Source organism: Piscinibacter sp. XHJ-5, assembly GCF_029855045.1.
Lineage (GTDB): Bacteria > Pseudomonadota > Gammaproteobacteria > Burkholderiales > Burkholderiaceae_C > Albitalea.
Genome location: NZ_CP123228.1, coordinates 2,462,558 through 2,479,697 on the forward strand (window position 1 = coordinate 2,462,558; position 17,140 = coordinate 2,479,697).

A 17,140-nucleotide genomic window follows, 5' to 3' on the forward strand; every position below is an offset into this window, starting at 1 on the left:
CTGACCGAACCCGGAGATCCCCGTGCCGATGCCGTCCGTCCTCGCCAAGCTGCCGCTGCCCATCATCGGCTCGCCGCTGTTCATCATCAGCAATCCCAAGCTCGTGATCGAGCAGTGCAAGGCCGGCATCGTCGGTTCCATGCCGGCGCTGAATGCACGTCCGGCGTCACAGCTCGACGAATGGCTCGCCGAGATCACCGAAGCACTGGCCGCGCACGACCGGGCGCACCCCGAAAGGACAGCCGCGCCGTTCGCGATCAACCAGATCGTGCACAAGAGCAACGATCGGCTCGAGCAGGACATGGCGCTGTGCGCGAAGTACAAGGTGCCGATCGTGATCACCTCGCTGGGCGCACGCACCGACGTCAACAACGCGGTGCACGGCTGGGGCGGCGTCGTGCTGCACGACATCATCAACAACGCCTTCGCCAAGAAGGCGATCGAGAAGGGCGCCGACGGCCTGATCGCGGTCGCGGCAGGCGCCGGCGGCCACGCCGGCATCAAGAGCCCGTTCGCGCTGGTGCAGGAGATCCGCGAGTGGTTCGACGGGCCGATCGCGTTGAGCGGCGCCATCTCCACCGGCGGCGCGGTGCTGGCGGCACGGGCGATGGGCGCCGACTTCGCCTACATCGGTTCCGCCTTCATCGCCACCGAGGAAGCGCGTGCGGTCGAGGGCTACAAGCAGATGATCGTCGAGAGCTCCAGCGACGACATCATCTACAGCAATCTCTTCACCGGCGTGCACGGCAACTACCTGAAGGGCTCCATCCGCAACGCCGGCCTGGATCCCGAGAACCTGCCCGAAAGCGATCCGAGCAAGATGAACTTCGGCGGCGACGCCCGGAAGGCCTGGAAGGACATCTGGGGCTGCGGCCAGGGCATAGGCGCCGTGAAGGAAGTGGTGCCGGCGCGCGTGCTGATCGCGCGCCTGAAGCGCGAGTACGAAGAGGCGCGGCAGTCCCTCGCGCTCGCCTGATACACCTCTCACGCGCGGCTTGTCCGCCCCTTGCAAACACCGCGCCCCGATGCGCGGTATTGCGCTTTGCGCAACGTGCTGGTCGCAACAACGGGGTTACACTGCGCGCCGTACCCAAAGGTCCTTCCCGTCCCCTTTTCTGGCAACAGTAAAGGCGGGTCGCAATCCGCCAACCGGTCAAGCCGAGCCGCGGAAGGTTGATCAACCCACTATCGCGCTGGAAACCGGCGCACGAGGTGAGCGAGATGATGCAGGAATACAGGTCGAACTCGTACCTGTTTGGGGGCAATGCGCCCTATGTCGAGGAAATGTATGAACAGTACCTCGACAACCCGGGCTCCGTGCCCGACAACTGGCGCTCCTACTTCGACGCCTTGCAGAACGTCCCTGCCGTCGACGGCTCCGACGAGCGCGACGTGGCCCATGCCCCCATCGTCGAGTCGTTCGCGCAGCGCGCCAAGGCCAACGCCTTCGGCGCCAAGGCCAGCAGCACCGACCTCGCCATCGCGCGCAAGCAGGTCCACGTCCAGTCGCTGATCGCCGCCTATCGCTTCCTCGGCTCGCGCTGGGCCGACCTCGATCCGCTGAAGCGCCAGGAGCGCCCCAAGATTCCCGAGCTGGAACCGGCGTTCTACGACCTGACCGAGTCCGACATGGACATCACGTTCAGCGCGACGAACACCTATTTCACGACCGCCGAGAACATGACCCTGCGGCAGATCGTGCAGGCCCTGCGCGAGACCTACTGCGGCTCGATCGGCGCGGAATACATGCACGTCACCGAGCCGGCCGAGAAGCGCTGGTGGCAGCAGCGCCTGGAGGCCATCCGCTCCAAGGCCACCTACACCCCCGAGCAGAAGAGGCACATCCTCGAGAGCCTGACGGCCGCCGAGGGCCTGGAGCGCTATCTGCACACCAAGTATGTCGGCCAGAAGCGCTTCTCCCTCGAGGGCGGCGAGAGCTTCATCGCGTCGATGGACGAGCTGGTGCAGCGCGCCGGCACGGTGGGCGTGCAGGAGATCGTGATCGGAATGGCCCACCGCGGCCGCCTGAACGTGCTGGTCAACACGCTGGGCAAGATGCCGGCCGACCTGTTCGCCGAGTTCGATCACACGGCCAAGGAAGACCTGCCTTCCGGTGACGTGAAGTACCACCAGGGCTTCTCCAGCGACGTCACGACCCCCGGCGGCCCTGTGCACCTGAGCCTGGCGTTCAACCCCTCGCACCTCGAGATCGTGAATCCGGTCGTCGAAGGCTCGGTCAAGGCGCGCCTCGACCGCCGCGGCGACAAGGAAGGCGACTCGGTGCTGCCGATCCTCGTGCACGGCGACGCCGCCTTCGCCGGCCAGGGCGTCGTCATGGAGACGCTGGCGCTGGCGCAGACGCGCGGCTACTTCACCGGCGGCACGGTGCACATCGTGATCAACAACCAGATCGGCTTCACCACCAGCGACCCGCGCGACACGCGCTCCACGCTGTACTGCACTGATGTGGTGAAGATGATCGAGGCGCCGGTGCTGCACGTGAACGGCGACGACCCCGAGGCGGTCGTGCTGTGCACCCAGCTCGCGCTCGACTATCGGCAGGAGTTCAACAAGGACGTCGTCGTCGACATCGTCTGCTTCCGCAAGCTGGGCCACAACGAGCAGGACACGCCCGCGCTGACGCAGCCGCTGATGTACAAGAAGATCGGACAGCACCCCGGCACGCGCAAGCTCTACGCCGACAAGCTGGTGGCGCAGGGCGTGCTGCCGGCCGAAGGTCCGGACGAGATGGTCAAGGCTTTCCGCGCCGCGATGGACGCCGGCAAGCACACGCGCGACCCGGTGCTCACCAACTACAAGAGCAAGTACGCCGTCGACTGGACCCCGTTCCTCGGCAAGAAGTGGACCGACGCGGCCGACACTGCGCTGCCGCTGGCGGAGATCAAGCGGCTCGCCGAGCGCATCACGACGATTCCGCCGAATTTCAAGGCCCACCCGCTGGTCGAGAAGGTGATCGCCGACCGCGCCGCCATGGGCCGCGGCGAGCTCAATGTCGACTGGGGCATGGGCGAGCATCTGGCCTTCGCGTCGCTGGTGGCGAGCGGCTATGCGGTTCGGCTGTCGGGCGAGGACTCCGGCCGCGGCACGTTCACCCACCGCCACGCGGTGCTGCACGACCAGAAGCGCGAGAAGTGGGACGAGGGCACCTACATCCCGCTGCAGAACGTGGCCGAGAACCAGGCCCCCTTCGTCGTCATCGATTCCATCCTCTCGGAAGAGGCGGTGCTCGGCTTCGAATACGGCTATGCGTCGGCCGACCCGAACACGCTGACGATCTGGGAAGCGCAGTTCGGCGACTTCGTCAACGGCGCGCAAGTCGTCATCGACCAGTTCATCGGCTCGGGTGAAGTGAAGTGGGGCCGCGCGAACGGCCTGACGCTCATGCTGCCGCACGGCTACGAGGGCCAGGGGCCGGAGCACTCGTCGGCGCGCCTGGAGCGCTTCATGCAGCTGGCTGCCGACAACAACATGCAGATCGTGCAGCCCACGTCGGCCAGCCAGATCTTCCACCTGCTGCGCCGGCAGATGGTGCGCATGTTCCGCAAGCCGCTGGTCATCATGACGCCGAAGTCGCTGCTGCGGAACAAGGATGCGTCGTCGCCGCTGTCGGAGTTCACCAAGGGCGAGTTCCGCACGGTCATCGGGCCCAACCATCCCGAGATCGTTCCGGACAAGGTCAAGCGCGTCATCGCCTGCTCGGGCAAGGTCGCCTACGACCTCATGAAGCGCCGCGACGAGAAGAAGGCCTTCGACACCGTGATCCTGCGCGTCGAGCAGCTCTATCCCTTCCCGCACAAGGCCTTCGCCACCGAGATCAGGAAGTTCCCGAACGCGACCGAGATCGTGTGGTGCCAGGACGAGCCGCAGAACCAGGGCGCCTGGTTCTTCGTGCAGCACTACATCCACGAGAACATGGTCGATGGGCAGAAGCTCGGCTACGCGGGTCGGCCGGCGTCGGCATCGCCGGCCGTGGGCTACGCCCACCTGCACCAGGAGCAGCAGAAGGCGCTGCTCGATCAGGCCTTCGGCAAGCTCAAGGGCTTCGTGCTCAGCAAGTGATGCGCGCTGCGGTTGCCGCGGGCGCTGCGCGCTGCGGTGATCGCTGGAGTTCGGCCGTACCGCGGCCGGCTCGCGCGGCGTCGTGAACATTCGAGAGAAACAATGGCAATCGTTGAAGTCAAGGTCCCGCAACTGTCCGAGTCGGTGGCCGAAGCCACGCTGTTGCAGTGGAAGAAGAAGCCCGGCGAAGCCGTGGCAATGGACGAGATCCTGATCGAGATCGAGACCGACAAGGTGGTGCTGGAAGTGCCCGCACCGCAGGCCGGCGTGCTGGCCGAGATCGTCAAGGGCGATGGCGAGAGCTGCGTCAGCGACGAAGTGATCGCGAAGATCGACACCGAGGGCAAGGCCGCTGCAGTCGCTCCCGCGGCTGCCGCGGCAGCGCCTGCGGCGGCGCCGGTCGCCCCCGCCGCGGCGTCGGCCGCCTCGGCCGGCTCGAAAAGCGACGTCGCCATGCCCGCGGCGGCCAAGCTCATGGCCGACAACCAGCTCGCTGCCGGCTCGGTCGCCGGCACCGGGCGCGACGGCCGGGTGACCAAGGGCGATGTTCTGGGCGTGCTGGAAGCGGGCGCCAAGCCTGCTGCGGCGCCGGCCAGGCCCGCGGCCGCGCCCGCCGCTGCGGCTCAGCCCAAGCCGCTGCCGCCGGTCGCCGCGCCGGTGTCGCTCAACCTCGGCGAGCGTCCCGAGCAGCGCGTGCCGATGAGCCGCCTGCGCGCGCGCGTTGCCGAGCGCCTGCTGCAGTCGCAGGCCACGAACGCCATCCTGACCACCTTCAACGAGGTCAACATGGCGCCGGTGATGGAGATGCGCAAGCGCTTCCAGGAGAAGTTCGAGAAGGAGCACGGCGTCAAGATCGGCTTCATGAGCTTCTTCGTGAAGGCCGCGGTGGCCGCGCTGAAGAAATACCCGGTGCTCAACGCCTCGGTCGACGCCAACGACATCGTCTACCACGGCTACTTCGATATCGGCATCGCGGTGGGGTCGCCGCGCGGCCTGGTGGTGCCTATCCTGCGCAATGCCGACCAGATGAGCTTCGCCGACATCGAGAAGAAGATCGCCGAGTACGGCGCCAAGGCGAAGGACGGCAAGCTGTCGCTCGAGGAGCTCACCGGCGGCACCTTCTCCATCTCCAACGGCGGGGTCTTCGGCTCGATGCTGTCCACGCCGATCATCAACCCGCCGCAGTCGGCCATCCTCGGCGTTCATGCCACGAAGGACCGTGCCGTGGTCGAGAACGGCCAGGTCGTGGTGCGGCCGATGAACTACCTCGCCATGTCGTATGACCACCGCATCATCGACGGCCGAGAGGCCGTCCTGGGGCTGGTGGCGATGAAGGAAGCGCTGGAAGATCCCGCTCGCCTGCTGTTCGACATCTGAGGAGCGACAGCATGGCAAAGCAATTCGACGTCGTCGTCATCGGCGGCGGCCCGGGCGGCTACATCGCCGCCATCCGCGCCGCGCAGCTCGGCTTCAACACCGCCTGCATCGACGAGTGGAAGAACGCGAAGGGCGGTCCCGCGCTGGGCGGCACCTGCACCAACATCGGCTGCATTCCGTCGAAGGCGCTGCTGCAGTCCAGCGAGAACTTCGACCATGCCGGGCATCACTTCTCCGACCACGGTATCCAGCTGTCGAATCTGAGCATCGACGTGGCGAAGATGCTGTCGCGCAAGGATGCGGTCGTGAAGCAGAACAACGACGGTATCCAGTACCTGTTCAAGAAGAACAAGGTGACCTTCTTCCACGGCCGCGGATCCTTCGCGAAGGCCGCCGAAGGCTCCTACGAGATCAAGGTCGCTGGCGCTGCCGAGGAAACGATCACGGGCAAGCACGTGATCGTTGCGACCGGCTCGAATCCGCGCGCCTTGCCGGGTGCCCCGTTCGACGAGGACCTGGTCCTGTCCAACGACGGCGCGCTGCGCATCCCGTCCGTGCCCAAGCGGCTGGGTCTCATCGGCTCCGGTGTCATCGGCCTGGAGATGGGCTCGGTGTGGCGCCGGCTCGGCTCCGAGGTCACGGTGCTGGAGGCGCTTCCCACCTTCCTCGGTGCGGTCGACGAACAGATCGCCAAGGAAGCGCAGAAGGCGTTCACCAAGCAAGGTCTGAAGATCGAGCTGGGCGTGAAAGTCGGCGAGGTGAAAAAGGACGGCGCCGGGCTGGCTGTCGCGTACACCGCGGCGAACGGCGAGGCCAGGACGTTGCAGGTCGACCGGCTGATCGTGTCGATCGGCCGCGTGCCCAACACCATCGGGCTCGACGCCGAAGCGGTGGGCCTCAAGCTCGACGAGCGCGGCGCAATCGTCGTCGACGACGACTGCAAGACCAATCTGCCGAACGTGTGGGCCATCGGGGATGTCGTGCGCGGGCCCATGCTTGCGCACAAGGCCGAGGAAGAGGGCGTGGCCGTGGCCGAGCGCATCGCCGGCCAGCACGGCCATGTCAACTTCAACACCATCCCGTGGGTGATCTACACCTCGCCGGAGATCGCGTGGGTGGGACAGACCGAGCAGCAGCTCAAGGCGGCGGGTCGTGCCTACAAGGCCGGAACGTTCCCGTTCATGGCCAACGGCCGCGCCCGGGCGCTGGGCGACACCACCGGCATGGTCAAGTTCATCGCCGACGCCAAGACGGACGAGATCCTCGGCGTGCACATCGTCGGCCCGCTCGCCTCGGAGCTGATCTCCGAAGCGGTGGTCGCGATGGAGTTCAAGGCCAGCGCCGAAGACATCGCCCGCATCTGCCACGCCCATCCGTCGCTGTCCGAAGCGACGAAGGAAGCAGCGCTGGCGGTCGACAAGCGCACGCTGAACTTCTGATCAGTGCCAGTCCGAGAGCTCTACGAAGCGACGCTCGCCGAGCGCGGCTATGAGGCCGATCCCGCGCAGCTGCGTGCCGTCGCGGCACTGGAGCGCTGCGAGAACGAATGGGCCGACTACAAGGCCCGGCGCAGCAACGCGCTGACCAAGCTGATCGCGCGGCCGCCCATTCCGCGCGGTGTGTACATGCACGGCGGGGTGGGGCGTGGCAAGAGCTTCCTGATGGACTGCTTCTTCAACGCCGTTCCCCTGACGCGCAAGACGCGGCTGCACTTCCACGAGTTCATGCGCGAGGTGCACCGCGAGCTGGCCGAGCTCAAGGGCACGGTGAACCCGCTGCACGAGCTGGGGCGCCGCGTGTCGCGCCGCTATCGCCTGATCTGCTTCGACGAGTTCCACGTGGCGGACGTGACCGACGCGATGATCCTGCATCGCCTGCTCGAATCAATGTTCGAGCACCGGGTCAGCATCGTCACCACGTCCAACTTCCATCCCGACGAGCTGTACCCGCACGGCCTGCATCGCGACCGCATCCTGCCGGCGATCGAGTTGCTGAAGGAGAAGCTGGAGATCATCAGCGTCGACAACGGCATCGACTACCGCCGCCGCACGCTGGAGCAGGTGAAGCTGTACCACACGCCGCTGGGGCCCGAGGCCGATGCGGCCATGACCGAGGCGTTCGAGCGGCTCGCCGAAGCCAAGGAGGAAAGCCCGCTGCTGCACATCGAGCATCGCGAGCTGCACGCCCGCCGGCGCGCCGGCGGCGTCGTCTGGTTCGATTTCAAGGAGCTGTGCGGCGGCCCGCGGTCGCAGAACGACTACCTCGAGCTCGCGACGCAGTTCCACACCGTGGTGCTGTCGGGCGTGCCCCAGATGACCCCGCGCCATGCCTCGGAAGCGCGGCGCTTCACGTGGCTGGTCGACGTGATGTACGACCGGCGCGTCAAGCTGATCATGTCGGCTGAGGTCCCGCCCGAGCTGCTGTATGCCGAAGGGCCGCTGGCCCATGAGTTCCCGCGCACGGTGTCGCGCTTGTCCGAAATGCAATCGGCGGAATTCCTCGCCCTGGCGCGACGGGATGTGGATACTTCGCTGACATGAAGCCGCGTCTGTGGTGCTGGGTGCTTGGCTTGGCGATGCTGCCGGCGGCGTTCGCGCTCGACGTGCAGGCCGAGCGCGCCGAGCGTGATCGCATCGCCGCCGAGCGGGCGGGCGTCGAGGCGACGTTCGGCGAACGCGAGCGTGCATGCCGCGAGCGCTTCGTCGTCACGTCCTGCCTCGAGGACGCGCGACGCGACCGCCGCCAGGCGCTCGAAAACCTGCGTCAGCAGCAGGTGATCCTCGATGAGGCCCAGCGCAAGCAACGCGCCGCGCAGCGCATGGACGACATCCGGGCCAAGGTGAGCGGCGAGGAAGCGCAGCGCCGGAAGGCACCGGTGCACGAAAGAGGGCGGCCGCCGAAGCGGCCCGACGATGGCGCCAGTCGTGAGCCGCATCGCCCGGCGGCATCGCCGGCCTCCGCTGCGTTGCCGGCATCGGCTGCGCGCGCGGCCGCGTCCGCGCGTATCGGTGAATACGAGAAGCGGAAGACCGAAGCGCGCGAGCATCGCGAGGCGGTGCAGCGACGCAACGCCGAGAAGGCGGCGCAGGGCAAGGTGCCTGCCGCGCCCCTGCCGGTGCCTGGCGCCGCCTCTTCGCCGCCCTGAGGCTCGTGCCTCAGCTCAGTGCCTCGACGCGAACCAGCGCGAGAGACAGGTTGTCGCCGCCCCCGCGGGCTCGCTGTCGCGCCTTGCTGACCAGCATCTCGCTCGCCTCGCGCGGCTGCAGCGTGTGCACGATCGCGCCGAGCTCCTTCGGGGTGAAGTAGTGCCACAGCCCGTCGCTGCAGGCGAGGATGGTGTCGCCGATCTCCAGGCGATCGACATGGCCGGTCGTCAGCGGCGGGTCCTGCAGGGTGCCGAGGCAGCCGGTGAGCAGATTGGACTGCGGATGGTTGTTGGCCTCTTCCTCGGTGAGCTGGCCTTCGTCGACGAGGCGCTGAACGAACGAGTGGTCGATCGTGCGGCTCATCATCGTGGCGCCGCGGAAGTGGTACACGCGCGAATCACCGGCATGGATCACGTCGCACTCGCGGTTCGGGCTCACGATGAACGCGGCCACCGTGCTGTGCGGCTCTTCCTCGGAGGTGATCGCCGTCAGCTTGATCATCAAGTGCGCTTCGAGCACCAATTGCTTGAGCGCCTCGCGTGCATCGTCGCGCGCGGGGGCATAACGCTCGAAGAGCTGCTGCGCCGTCAGGATCACCTGGTCGGCGGCCTTGCGGCCGCCGCTCTTGCCGCCCATGCCGTCGGCCAGCACCCCCATTGCGCAACCGGGGACGCGGCCGTGGGGAATGATTTGCACCTGATCCTGCTGGTAGGCCCGATCGCCGCGATGGATGCCGGTGGCAGCGGACAGGCGGTAGCCCTGCGTCGTGGTGCTCATGGTCGAAAACTATAATCCCAGTGCATACCTGCGCTGCCCGGGAACTCGCGAATTAATGGACGACAACCTGCATTCGCTCTCCCGTCGGCTCATCGAGCTGCGCATCGAGCACGCCGATCTGAACTCCCTCATCGACAAGGCCAGTACCGACGGCTCGACCGATGAGCTCGCGCTGCGCCGCATGAAGAAACGTCGGCTGCTGCTGCGCGATCAGATCGCGCGGCTGGAAGCCCAGCTCGACCCTCCCGAGCCGGCATGAGCATGTCGCAGTGGCCCGCGACCGAGACACCGCTGCGCGAAGCGGTGGCGCATGCCTTCACCGCCGGCGGGGCGCTGTCGCAGGCCGACGAGCGCTACACCGAGCGCGAGGTGCAGTTGCGCATGGCACTCGAGGTTGCTGCTGCGATCGATGAACGGCGCGCCCTCGTCGCCGAGGCAGGCACCGGTGTCGGCAAGACCTTCGCCTATCTGGTGCCGACCCTGCTGTCGGGCACGCGGGCGCTGATCAGCACTGCAACGAAGAGCCTGCAGGACCAGCTCTTCCTGCGCGACCTGCCGCGCCTTCGCGACGCGCTGCAGGTGCCGGTGAGCATGGCGCTGCTGAAGGGGCGCGCCAGCTATCTGTGCCTGCATCGCATGAACCAGGCACGGCATTCGGCGGAGCTCCCCGACCGCTGGGCGGTGCGCACGCTGGCCAAGGTGGAGCAATGGTCGCGTGCGACCACGAGCGGGGATCTCGCGGAGATGGAAGGGCTGGACGAGCGCAGCAGCGTCATCCCGCTGGTGACCTCGTCGCGCGACAACTGCCTGGGCACGGAATGCCCTGAGTACCGCCAGTGCCACGTGATGAAGGCCCGGCGCGAAGCAATGGCGGCCGACGTGGTGGTGGTCAACCATCATCTCTTCTTCGCCGACATGGCGCTGCGCGACAGCGGCGTCGCCGAGCTCCTGCCCAGCGTTGAAGTGGCGGTGTTCGACGAGGCGCATCAGCTCGCTGAGGCGGGCGTTCAGTTCCTCGGCACCACGCTCGGCAGCGCTCAGGTGCTCGACTTCGCGCGCGACGTGCTGGCCGCCGGCTTGCAGCAGGCACGCGGCCTCGCGCCGTGGATGGATGTCGCGGCCGCATGCGATCGCGCGGCCCGCGAGCTTCGCATCGTCTGTGCCGGCACGCTGCGCGACGTCCGTGGCACGCTCAAGCTGCGCTGGGAAGAGCGTGCGCTGCGCCGCGACTTCGCGGACGCGCTGGCAGGGCTCGGCAAGGCGTGCATGGCGGCACGCGAAGCGCTGGACACCGTCAGCGAGATCTCGCCTGACTTCGTCAAGCTGGCCGAGCGTGCGGCGCAGCTCGCCAAGTTGGCCAGGCGCTTCGGCGAGCAGGCGGAAGATGGCCATGTGCGTTGGATCGACCTCACGCCGCAGCAGTGCCGCCTGGTCGAGTCGCCGCTGGACATCCGCGAGGCGCTGCGCGAGCAGATGGAGCGCTCGCCCAAGGCGTGGATCTTCACATCGGCGACGCTGGGAGACGACGAGCGCCTGTCATGGTTCACCGAACCGGCCGGCCTGGGCGAAGCGGGCGTTTTGCGGGTGGGCAGTCCCTTCGACTATCCGATGCATGCCCGGCTGTACGTGCCGCGCGGATTCCCCAAGCCCAACGAGCCGGAGCATCCGCAGGCCGTCGCGGAGCTCGCCGCGCGTTGCGCGCGCACCCTTGGCGGGCGCACTTTCGTGCTGACCACCACGCTGCGCGCGCTGCAGGCCATCGGCGAGCGCCTGCGCGCCGACCTGGATGCGCAATCCGACGACATCCAGGTGCTGCTGCAAGGCCAGGCGCCCAAGCGCCAGCTCATGCAGCAGTTCCTGGCACAGCCGCGCTCCGTGCTTGTCGGCTCGCAGAGCTTCTGGGAGGGCATCGACGTCCCCGGCGAGGCGTTGCAGTGCGTGCTGATCGACAAGCTGCCGTTTCCGCCGCCCAACGACCCGCTGGTCGAAGCACGCGTGAAGCGGCTCGAGGCCCAGGGACGCAACGCGTTCAGCGAATATTTCGTCGCCGAAGCAGCGGTGTCGTTGAAGCAGGGGGCCGGTCGATTGATCCGCAGTGAGACGGATCGCGGCCTGCTCGTGGTCTGCGATCCGCGCATGGCGGGCATGAACTACGGGCGCCGCTTGCGCGAGGCGTTGCCGCCCATGACGCCGGTGGCCACCGAAGCCGAAGCGCTCGCGTGGCTCAGCGAGCTGGCGGGCGTGAGCCTGCCGTTCTGAGCATTCCGCCCGCGGAAATCACCAGAGCTGCCACCAGGGGCGCGGCTTGTCCTGCACGCCTTCGGCCGTGATGTAGGGGCTGTTGGGGAAGTTCTGGCGCAGGATGCGAGCGGCGTCGTCGCGCAGGGGCGAGAGACCCAGCCGGTCGTAGCTGCGAACCATGATGAACAGCGCCTCCTCCACGGAAGGCGACTGCTGGAACTCCTGCACCGTCTGCTGCGCCCGGTTGGCGGCCGCGACGTACGCGCCGCGCCGGAAGTAGTAGCGCGCCACGTGCACTTCGTACTGCGCCAGCGAGTTGAGGATGTAGTTCATCCGCACCCGCGCATCCTCGGCATAGCGCGACTGAGGGTATTGATCGACGAGCTGCTTGAACGACTGGAAAGCGTCGCGCGACGCCTGCTGGTCGCGTTCGGAGAGGTCCTGGCGCGACAGGCTGCTCAGCAGTCCCAGGTTGTCGTTGAAGTTGACGAGGCCCTGGAGGTACAGCGCATAGTCCACGGCCGGGCTGGTGGGGTGAAGCTTGATGAAGCGTTCGAGCACCGACAGGGCCTGCGCCTTCTCGTTCTGGCGGTACAGCACGTACGCGCGCTCGACCTGCGCCTGCTGGGCCAGCAGCGTGCCTGAAGCGCGGCCTTCGAGGCGCTCGTAGAGCTTGGCCGCGCGCTCGTAGCTGCCGTTGTCGGCTTCCTGGCGGGCCTCTGCATACAATTTGTCCGGCGCCCAGCCCGACTCGACGTCCTTGGGCGCGGACCCGCAGCCGGCGACGACCCACGAGGCCATCAGCACCGACATCCAAAGGCCTGAGGCCCGACCCACCGAATGCTTGAGATCCATGAACCGATGGCGCCGGTACAGCCGCGCCGTTCCTCTCGAAAATGAGCCCGGATTATAGGGTGGCCCCCGCGGCTGAAGCCCCCGACGCCGAGGCCGATGCGGATGCGCCGTGGAGCGAGGAGCCCGAGCGGCGGGAGGCGGTCGTGAGCGATGCGCTGCACGGCGCGCGGCTCGACAAGGCGGTGGTCGCGCTGGCGCCCGAGTTCTCGCGCAGCCACCTGCAGACGCTGATCGAAGGAGGCCATGTGCGGGTCGACGGCCGGGCGCTTGCGACGGCATCGCGCCGCGTTCAGGCAGGTCAGCGCATCGCCGTCGAGCTCATTCCCACGCCGCAGAGCCAGGCCTTCCGCCCCGAGGCCGGGATTGCTCTGAACGTCGTCTTCGAAGACGAGCACCTGCTCGTGCTCGACAAGGCCGCCGGGCTCGTGGTGCATCCCGCGGCAGGCAACTGGTCGGGCACGATCCTGAACGCGCTGCTCGCGCACCACCGCGGCGCGGCGTCATTGCCGCGCGCCGGCATCGTTCACCGTCTCGACAAGGACACTTCCGGGCTGATGGTCGTGGGCAAGAGCCTGCCTGCCGTGACCGCGCTGGTCCGCGCAATCGCCGCCCGCGAGGTGCATCGGGAATACCTGGCGATCGCGCATGGCGTGCTCCTGCAGACCCCGCTGCGCATCGATGCGCCCATCGCCCGTGATCCGCAGTCACGGGTGCGCATGGCCGTCGTGGCGTCGGGCAAGCCGGCGATGACGGACGTCGAATGCATCGTTCGCGCGGAGCGCTTCAGCGGGCTGCGCTGCACCTTGCACACCGGCCGCACGCACCAGATTCGTGTGCATCTGGCCGCGCGCGGCCACCCGCTGGTCGCCGACGCCGTCTACGGGGGCGCCTCGGCGCTCGGCCTGATGCGCCAGGCGCTGCACGCCGTCCGCCTCGAGTTCAGCCATCCGGCCACCGGTGAGTCGCTGCAGTTCCATGCGCTACCGCCGCCGGACTTTGCGTCCGCGTGGTCACAGATCGACACTGCCGACTCGACAAAGCGAAGGACAGGTGCGTGAAGCACGTTGGCTTCGCTACAATGGACGCCATCCTTCGCGTTGAGCGGGTCGCCGGCGCAGCCAACGACTGCCGCACGCGAAGTGAGCCGCGCCCCGAGGGCGCGACGACAGGGTTCCACGCGAGAGGCGCGACGAACCGTTGGACCACCAGCCAGCCGACCCGCGACTTGCCCGCCACGAAGCGAGGCGTCGTGAAAGCTGATTGCGAGACCCTCTGACCCAGCATGCCGGCGCGGCCGGCGCGAGGATGTGAACGAAGTTCATGAACACACAGGATGCAAAGCGCGTCCTTGAGACCGCGCTCATCTGTGCGCAGCAGCCGATGCCGCTGCGTGACATGCGGACCCTGTTCGCCGAGGAAATCGGTCCCGACACGCTGCGCGCGCTGCTCGACGAGCTGGTGCGCGACTGGGAAGGTCGTGGCGTCGAGCTGGTGCCGCTGTCCACCGGATGGCGCTTCCAGAGCCGTCCCGAAATGCGGGAATACCTCGATCGGCTCAATCCGGAGAAGCCGCCGAAGTACTCGCGGGCGGTGATGGAGACGCTGGCCATCATCGCCTACCGGCAGCCGGTCACGCGCGGCGACATCGAAGACATCCGTGGGGTCACTGTCGCCAGCCAGATCATCAAGCAGCTCGAGGACCGCGGCTGGGTCGAGGCCATCGGCTACCGCGAGGCGCCCGGGCGTCCCGCGCTGCTGGCCACCACCCGGCAGTTCCTCGACGACCTGGGGCTCGCGAGCCTGGAGCAGCTTCCCCTGCTGGAAGGCGCCGGCAGCGGCGTCGCGATGCTCGGCGCGGCACTGCCCGAGCAGCCTTCGCTGATCGATGGACAGTCGGCGCTGGCCCTGGACGAAGGCGTGCCGGTGCCGTCCGCAGCCGAAACCTTGCCGGTCGAGGCCGAGCCGGGGCCGGTCGAGGCCGAAGCGTCGCCGGCCGAGGCGGCGTCTCCGCCGCCAAGCGGGGCCGATGCGCCCGCACTCGATCCGGACGGCGCAACGAATGCCGAAGAGGCCAGCGCCCCCGAGTCAGCAGCGTCTTCCGAAGCTTCCCCCACACCTCACCCGACCGAGCCTGCGGCCGAACCCGCTCCGATGGAACCTCAAGCATGAACGCCAACGCAGACGACGCGACCAGTCCCGATTCCGACGCGCCGACCACACCCCCCGCGGCGGAGCAGGACGGCGAAGCCGCACCTGCCAAGCCGGCGCGCCGCAAGCGCACGGTGAAGGCGGCGACACCGGAGTCCGCCCCTCCCGAAGGCGCCGGTCAGGTCAGCGGCGAAGCTGCAACGCCCGAGGCCCACCCTGCGCCCAAGCCGGCCCGGCGCCGCCGTGCCGCACCGAAGGAGGCAGCGCCCGAGGACGCGTCGACGCTGCCTGTCGAGGCCGTGGTCGTTCCGCCGGTGGCACTGGTCGCGGCCGAACCGCGACCGCCGATCACGATCGACCACGACGCCAAGCCGTCGCCGGCAACGCCGGTCGCCGAGGCGGCGGCCGAAGTCGCGGGCACCGCCGAGCCAATCGCCGAAGCCGCCGCCGAAGAAGGAGGCGAAGGCGCCCGCTCCGAGCGCTCTCGGCGGCGCAACCGACGCGACCGGCGCCGCGAGCGCGGCGAGGGCGCGGTGCCCGAACCCGAGGGCGGCGCCCCGGCCGAGTCCGCGGACGACGACGAGGTCGAAGCGCAGGTGATCGAATCGCTGCCACCCACCGACCCGGGCGAGGTCTTCGCGCACGTCCTGTCGGGCGAATTCGATGCCGAGGAGGAAGCCGCGGCCGCGGCGGCCTCCGAGGCGCCGGCCGCGCCCAAGCGCGTGCTGCGACCGGAACCCGACGCGCCCAAGCTCCACAAGGTGCTGGCGCAGGCCGGTATCGGCTCGCGGCGAGACATGGAGCAGCTGATTCTCGAGGGCAAGATCTCGGTCAACGGGCAGCCGGCGCACATCGGCCAGCGCATCTCCTTCGGTGATCACATCAAGATCGAAGGCCGTCCGGTGAAGGTGCGCATCGTGCCGCCGGCGCCGCGCATCATCGCCTACCACAAGCCGGTGGGCGAGGTCGTGACGCACGACGATCCGCAGCATCGCCCGACGGTGTTCCGCCGCCTGCCGCGCCTGGCGCAGGGCAAGTGGCAATCGGTGGGCCGTCTCGACCTCAACACCGAAGGCCTGCTGTTGTTCACCAACTCCGGCGAACTGGCCAACCAGCTGATGCATCCGCGCTTCGGCGTCGAGCGCGAGTACGCGGTGCGCGTGCTGGGCACGCTCGACGAGGAGGACCGCGAAGAGCTGCTCGAAGGCGTGAACATCGACGGCCAGACCGCGAGCTTCAAGTCCATCGAGGACGGGGGCGGCGAGGGCGCCAACCACTGGTACCGCGTCGTCATCGCCGAAGGCCGCAATCGCGAGGTGCGCAAGCTTTTCGACGCCGTGGGATTGACGGTGAGCCGGCTCATCCGCATCCGCTACGGCACGGTCGTGCTGCCGCGCGGCCTGAAGCGTGGCGTCTGGGTCGATCTGGGTGACGAGGACGTGCGGGCGATTCGTCGCCTGGCCGGCGGCGGCGAGGGCCAGCCCCGCGAAGAGCGCGGCGGCCGCGGCGGGCGAAACAAGAAGCGCAACCGCAACGACCGGGGCGAGCCACAGCGCAATGGTCCGCCCCGCGCCAACCGGCCGCCCGAACCATCCCAGCGCGCCGACGTGCCGCGCGAGCGCGACGACGATTTCGAGGGCGAAGAGGATATCGATCACTCCCGCATCCCGAATCCGCTGGAGCAGACCTTCGACAAGCGCTTCGTGCAGAACCCGCGGACCTCGGTGGGCGGACGCGGCTTTCGCAGCGGCGGAGGCGGGTTCGGCTCCGGCGGCAGCGCGCCCGGCCCGAAGAAGGGCGGCGGTCCGAAGGAGCCGGACCCGTTGCAGACCTCGGTCGGCTACATCGGTGCCGACGCCTTCCATCGCAAGGGCGGCCGCGGCGGCAATCGCGGGGGCGGCAATCGGGGTGGGGGCGGTGGCGGCTTCGGCGGCTTCGGCGGCGGGGGTGGGCGGCGCGGCCGCTGACTTGGCCGCACGCCGGGGCAGTCGATGCCGTTTCGTCACCGACCCGGCAAGGCTCAAGCGTTACAATGCAAGGCTTTGCCAAGACTTTGATTTCAGGAGAAAAAAACATGGCGCTCGAACGAACGCTTTCGATCATCAAGCCCGATGCCGTGGCGAAGAACGTCATCGGCCAGATCTACAGCCGCTTCGAGGGCGCTGGCCTGAAGATCATCGCGGCCCGGATGGTCCACCTGTCGCGCGGCGAAGCCGAGGCTTTCTACGCGGTGCACAAGGCGCGTCCGTTCTTCAACGACCTGGTCAAGTTCATGATCTCCGGCCCCGTCATGATCCAGGTGCTCGAAGGAGACAACGCGATCGCCAAGAACCGCGAGCTGATGGGCGCCACCGACCCGAAGAAGGCCGAAAAGGGCACGATTCGCGCCGACTTCGCCGACAGCATCGACGCGAACGCGGTGCACGGCTCCGACGCCCCGGAAACGGCTGCCGTGGAAGTGGCCTTCTTCTTTCCCGGCATGAATGTCTACAGCCGGTAATTCGCGCTAGGCCTCT

General features: G+C 68.1%; 14 protein-coding genes. 12 read left to right on the top strand and 2 right to left on the bottom strand.

The genetic code is table 11. The features are described 5' to 3' along the window. The first annotated feature begins 28 nt into the window (after positions 1 to 28). From P7V53_RS11535 to P7V53_RS11560, 6 genes are all read left to right on the top strand, one after another. Entirely contained in the window at positions 29 to 976 is a 948-nt protein-coding gene (locus P7V53_RS11535) for a nitronate monooxygenase family protein (RefSeq protein WP_280156490.1), read from the top strand. 245 nt (positions 977 to 1,221) lie between these two features. Beyond that, on the top strand, positions 1,222 to 4,080 hold the full coding sequence (locus tag P7V53_RS11540; RefSeq protein WP_280156491.1) for a 2-oxoglutarate dehydrogenase E1 component: 2,859 nt from the start codon (positions 1,222 to 1,224) through the stop codon (positions 4,078 to 4,080). Positions 4,081 to 4,182: 102 nt separating this feature from the next. After that, entirely contained in the window at positions 4,183 to 5,457 is a 1,275-nt protein-coding gene (gene odhB, locus P7V53_RS11545) for a 2-oxoglutarate dehydrogenase complex dihydrolipoyllysine-residue succinyltransferase (RefSeq protein ID WP_280156492.1), read from the top strand. An 11-nt stretch (positions 5,458 to 5,468) separates the two neighbouring features. Beyond that, on the top strand, positions 5,469 to 6,896 hold the full coding sequence (lpdA, locus tag P7V53_RS11550; protein ID WP_280155619.1) for a dihydrolipoyl dehydrogenase: 1,428 nt from the start codon (positions 5,469 to 5,471) through the stop codon (positions 6,894 to 6,896). Positions 6,897 to 6,899: 3 nt separating this feature from the next. Next, on the top strand, positions 6,900 to 7,997 hold the full coding sequence (zapE, locus tag P7V53_RS11555; protein ID WP_280155620.1) for a cell division protein ZapE: 1,098 nt from the start codon (positions 6,900 to 6,902) through the stop codon (positions 7,995 to 7,997). After that, positions 7,994 to 8,602: a hypothetical protein gene (locus P7V53_RS11560; protein WP_280155621.1), complete on the top strand. Its 609-nt coding sequence runs from the start codon at positions 7,994 to 7,996 to the stop codon at positions 8,600 to 8,602. The genes zapE and P7V53_RS11560 overlap by 4 nt, the downstream gene beginning before the upstream one ends. Before the next feature lie 10 nt (positions 8,603 to 8,612). Here P7V53_RS11560 and P7V53_RS11565 read toward each other — a convergent pair whose 3' ends face one another. Beyond that, complete coding sequence (locus P7V53_RS11565; RefSeq protein WP_280155622.1) at positions 8,613 to 9,380, bottom strand: protein phosphatase 2C domain-containing protein; 768 nt, start codon at positions 9,378 to 9,380, stop codon at positions 8,613 to 8,615. Between the two features lie 55 nt (positions 9,381 to 9,435). Here P7V53_RS11565 and P7V53_RS11570 point away from each other — a divergent pair, with 55 nt between their 5' ends. Next, entirely contained in the window at positions 9,436 to 9,639 is a 204-nt protein-coding gene (locus P7V53_RS11570; protein WP_280155623.1) for a YdcH family protein, read from the top strand. Then, complete coding sequence (locus tag P7V53_RS11575; protein ID WP_280155624.1) at positions 9,636 to 11,639, top strand: ATP-dependent DNA helicase; 2,004 nt, start codon at positions 9,636 to 9,638, stop codon at positions 11,637 to 11,639. The genes P7V53_RS11570 and P7V53_RS11575 overlap by 4 nt, the downstream gene beginning before the upstream one ends. An 18-nt stretch (positions 11,640 to 11,657) precedes the next feature. Here the strand turns inward: P7V53_RS11575 and P7V53_RS11580 are convergent, their stop codons facing one another. Beyond that, positions 11,658 to 12,476: an outer membrane protein assembly factor BamD gene (locus tag P7V53_RS11580; RefSeq protein WP_280155625.1), complete on the bottom strand. Its 819-nt coding sequence runs from the start codon at positions 12,474 to 12,476 to the stop codon at positions 11,658 to 11,660. Between the two features lie 143 nt (positions 12,477 to 12,619). Between P7V53_RS11580 and P7V53_RS11585 the strand changes: the two genes are divergently transcribed. From P7V53_RS11585 to ndk, 4 genes are all read left to right on the top strand, one after another. Then, positions 12,620 to 13,534 carry an RluA family pseudouridine synthase gene (locus P7V53_RS11585; RefSeq protein WP_280156493.1) on the top strand — a complete coding sequence of 305 codons (915 nt, stop codon included), beginning with the start codon at positions 12,620 to 12,622 and terminating at the stop codon, positions 13,532 to 13,534. A 262-nt stretch (positions 13,535 to 13,796) separates the two neighbouring features. Further along, positions 13,797 to 14,645, top strand: coding sequence for an SMC-Scp complex subunit ScpB (gene scpB, locus P7V53_RS11590; RefSeq protein WP_280155626.1), 849 nt, complete (start codon positions 13,797 to 13,799; stop codon positions 14,643 to 14,645). Continuing rightward, a complete protein-coding gene (locus P7V53_RS11595; RefSeq protein ID WP_280155627.1) occupies positions 14,642 to 16,591 on the top strand; it encodes a pseudouridine synthase in 1,950 nt (649 codons plus the stop codon). Before scpB ends, P7V53_RS11595 begins: the two co-directional genes overlap by 4 nt. A 107-nt stretch (positions 16,592 to 16,698) precedes the next feature. Beyond that, positions 16,699 to 17,124, top strand: coding sequence for a nucleoside-diphosphate kinase (ndk, locus tag P7V53_RS11600; RefSeq protein ID WP_280155628.1), 426 nt, complete (start codon positions 16,699 to 16,701; stop codon positions 17,122 to 17,124). Positions 17,125 to 17,140 lie beyond the last annotated feature (16 nt).

What these genes read in the sequence shown, in the direction of transcription:
- ndk (WP_280155628.1), top strand. Translation starts at nt 16,699, where the DNA reads ATGGCGCTCGAACGAACGCTTTCGATCATCAAGCCCGATGCCGTGGCG.
- P7V53_RS11565 (WP_280155622.1), bottom strand. Translation starts at nt 9,380, where the DNA reads ATGAGCACCACGACGCAGGGCTACCGCCTGTCCGCTGCCACCGGCATC.
- P7V53_RS11535 (WP_280156490.1), top strand. Translation starts at nt 29, where the DNA reads ATGCCGTCCGTCCTCGCCAAGCTGCCGCTGCCCATCATCGGCTCGCCG.
- P7V53_RS11570 (WP_280155623.1), top strand. Translation starts at nt 9,436, where the DNA reads ATGGACGACAACCTGCATTCGCTCTCCCGTCGGCTCATCGAGCTGCGC.
- odhB (WP_280156492.1), top strand. Translation starts at nt 4,183, where the DNA reads ATGGCAATCGTTGAAGTCAAGGTCCCGCAACTGTCCGAGTCGGTGGCC.
- P7V53_RS11580 (WP_280155625.1), bottom strand. Translation starts at nt 12,476, where the DNA reads ATGGATCTCAAGCATTCGGTGGGTCGGGCCTCAGGCCTTTGGATGTCG.
- P7V53_RS11575 (WP_280155624.1), top strand. Translation starts at nt 9,636, where the DNA reads ATGAGCATGTCGCAGTGGCCCGCGACCGAGACACCGCTGCGCGAAGCG.
- scpB (WP_280155626.1), top strand. Translation starts at nt 13,797, where the DNA reads ATGAACACACAGGATGCAAAGCGCGTCCTTGAGACCGCGCTCATCTGT.
- P7V53_RS11560 (WP_280155621.1), top strand. Translation starts at nt 7,994, where the DNA reads ATGAAGCCGCGTCTGTGGTGCTGGGTGCTTGGCTTGGCGATGCTGCCG.
- P7V53_RS11540 (WP_280156491.1), top strand. Translation starts at nt 1,222, where the DNA reads ATGATGCAGGAATACAGGTCGAACTCGTACCTGTTTGGGGGCAATGCG.
- P7V53_RS11595 (WP_280155627.1), top strand. Translation starts at nt 14,642, where the DNA reads ATGAACGCCAACGCAGACGACGCGACCAGTCCCGATTCCGACGCGCCG.
- lpdA (WP_280155619.1), top strand. Translation starts at nt 5,469, where the DNA reads ATGGCAAAGCAATTCGACGTCGTCGTCATCGGCGGCGGCCCGGGCGGC.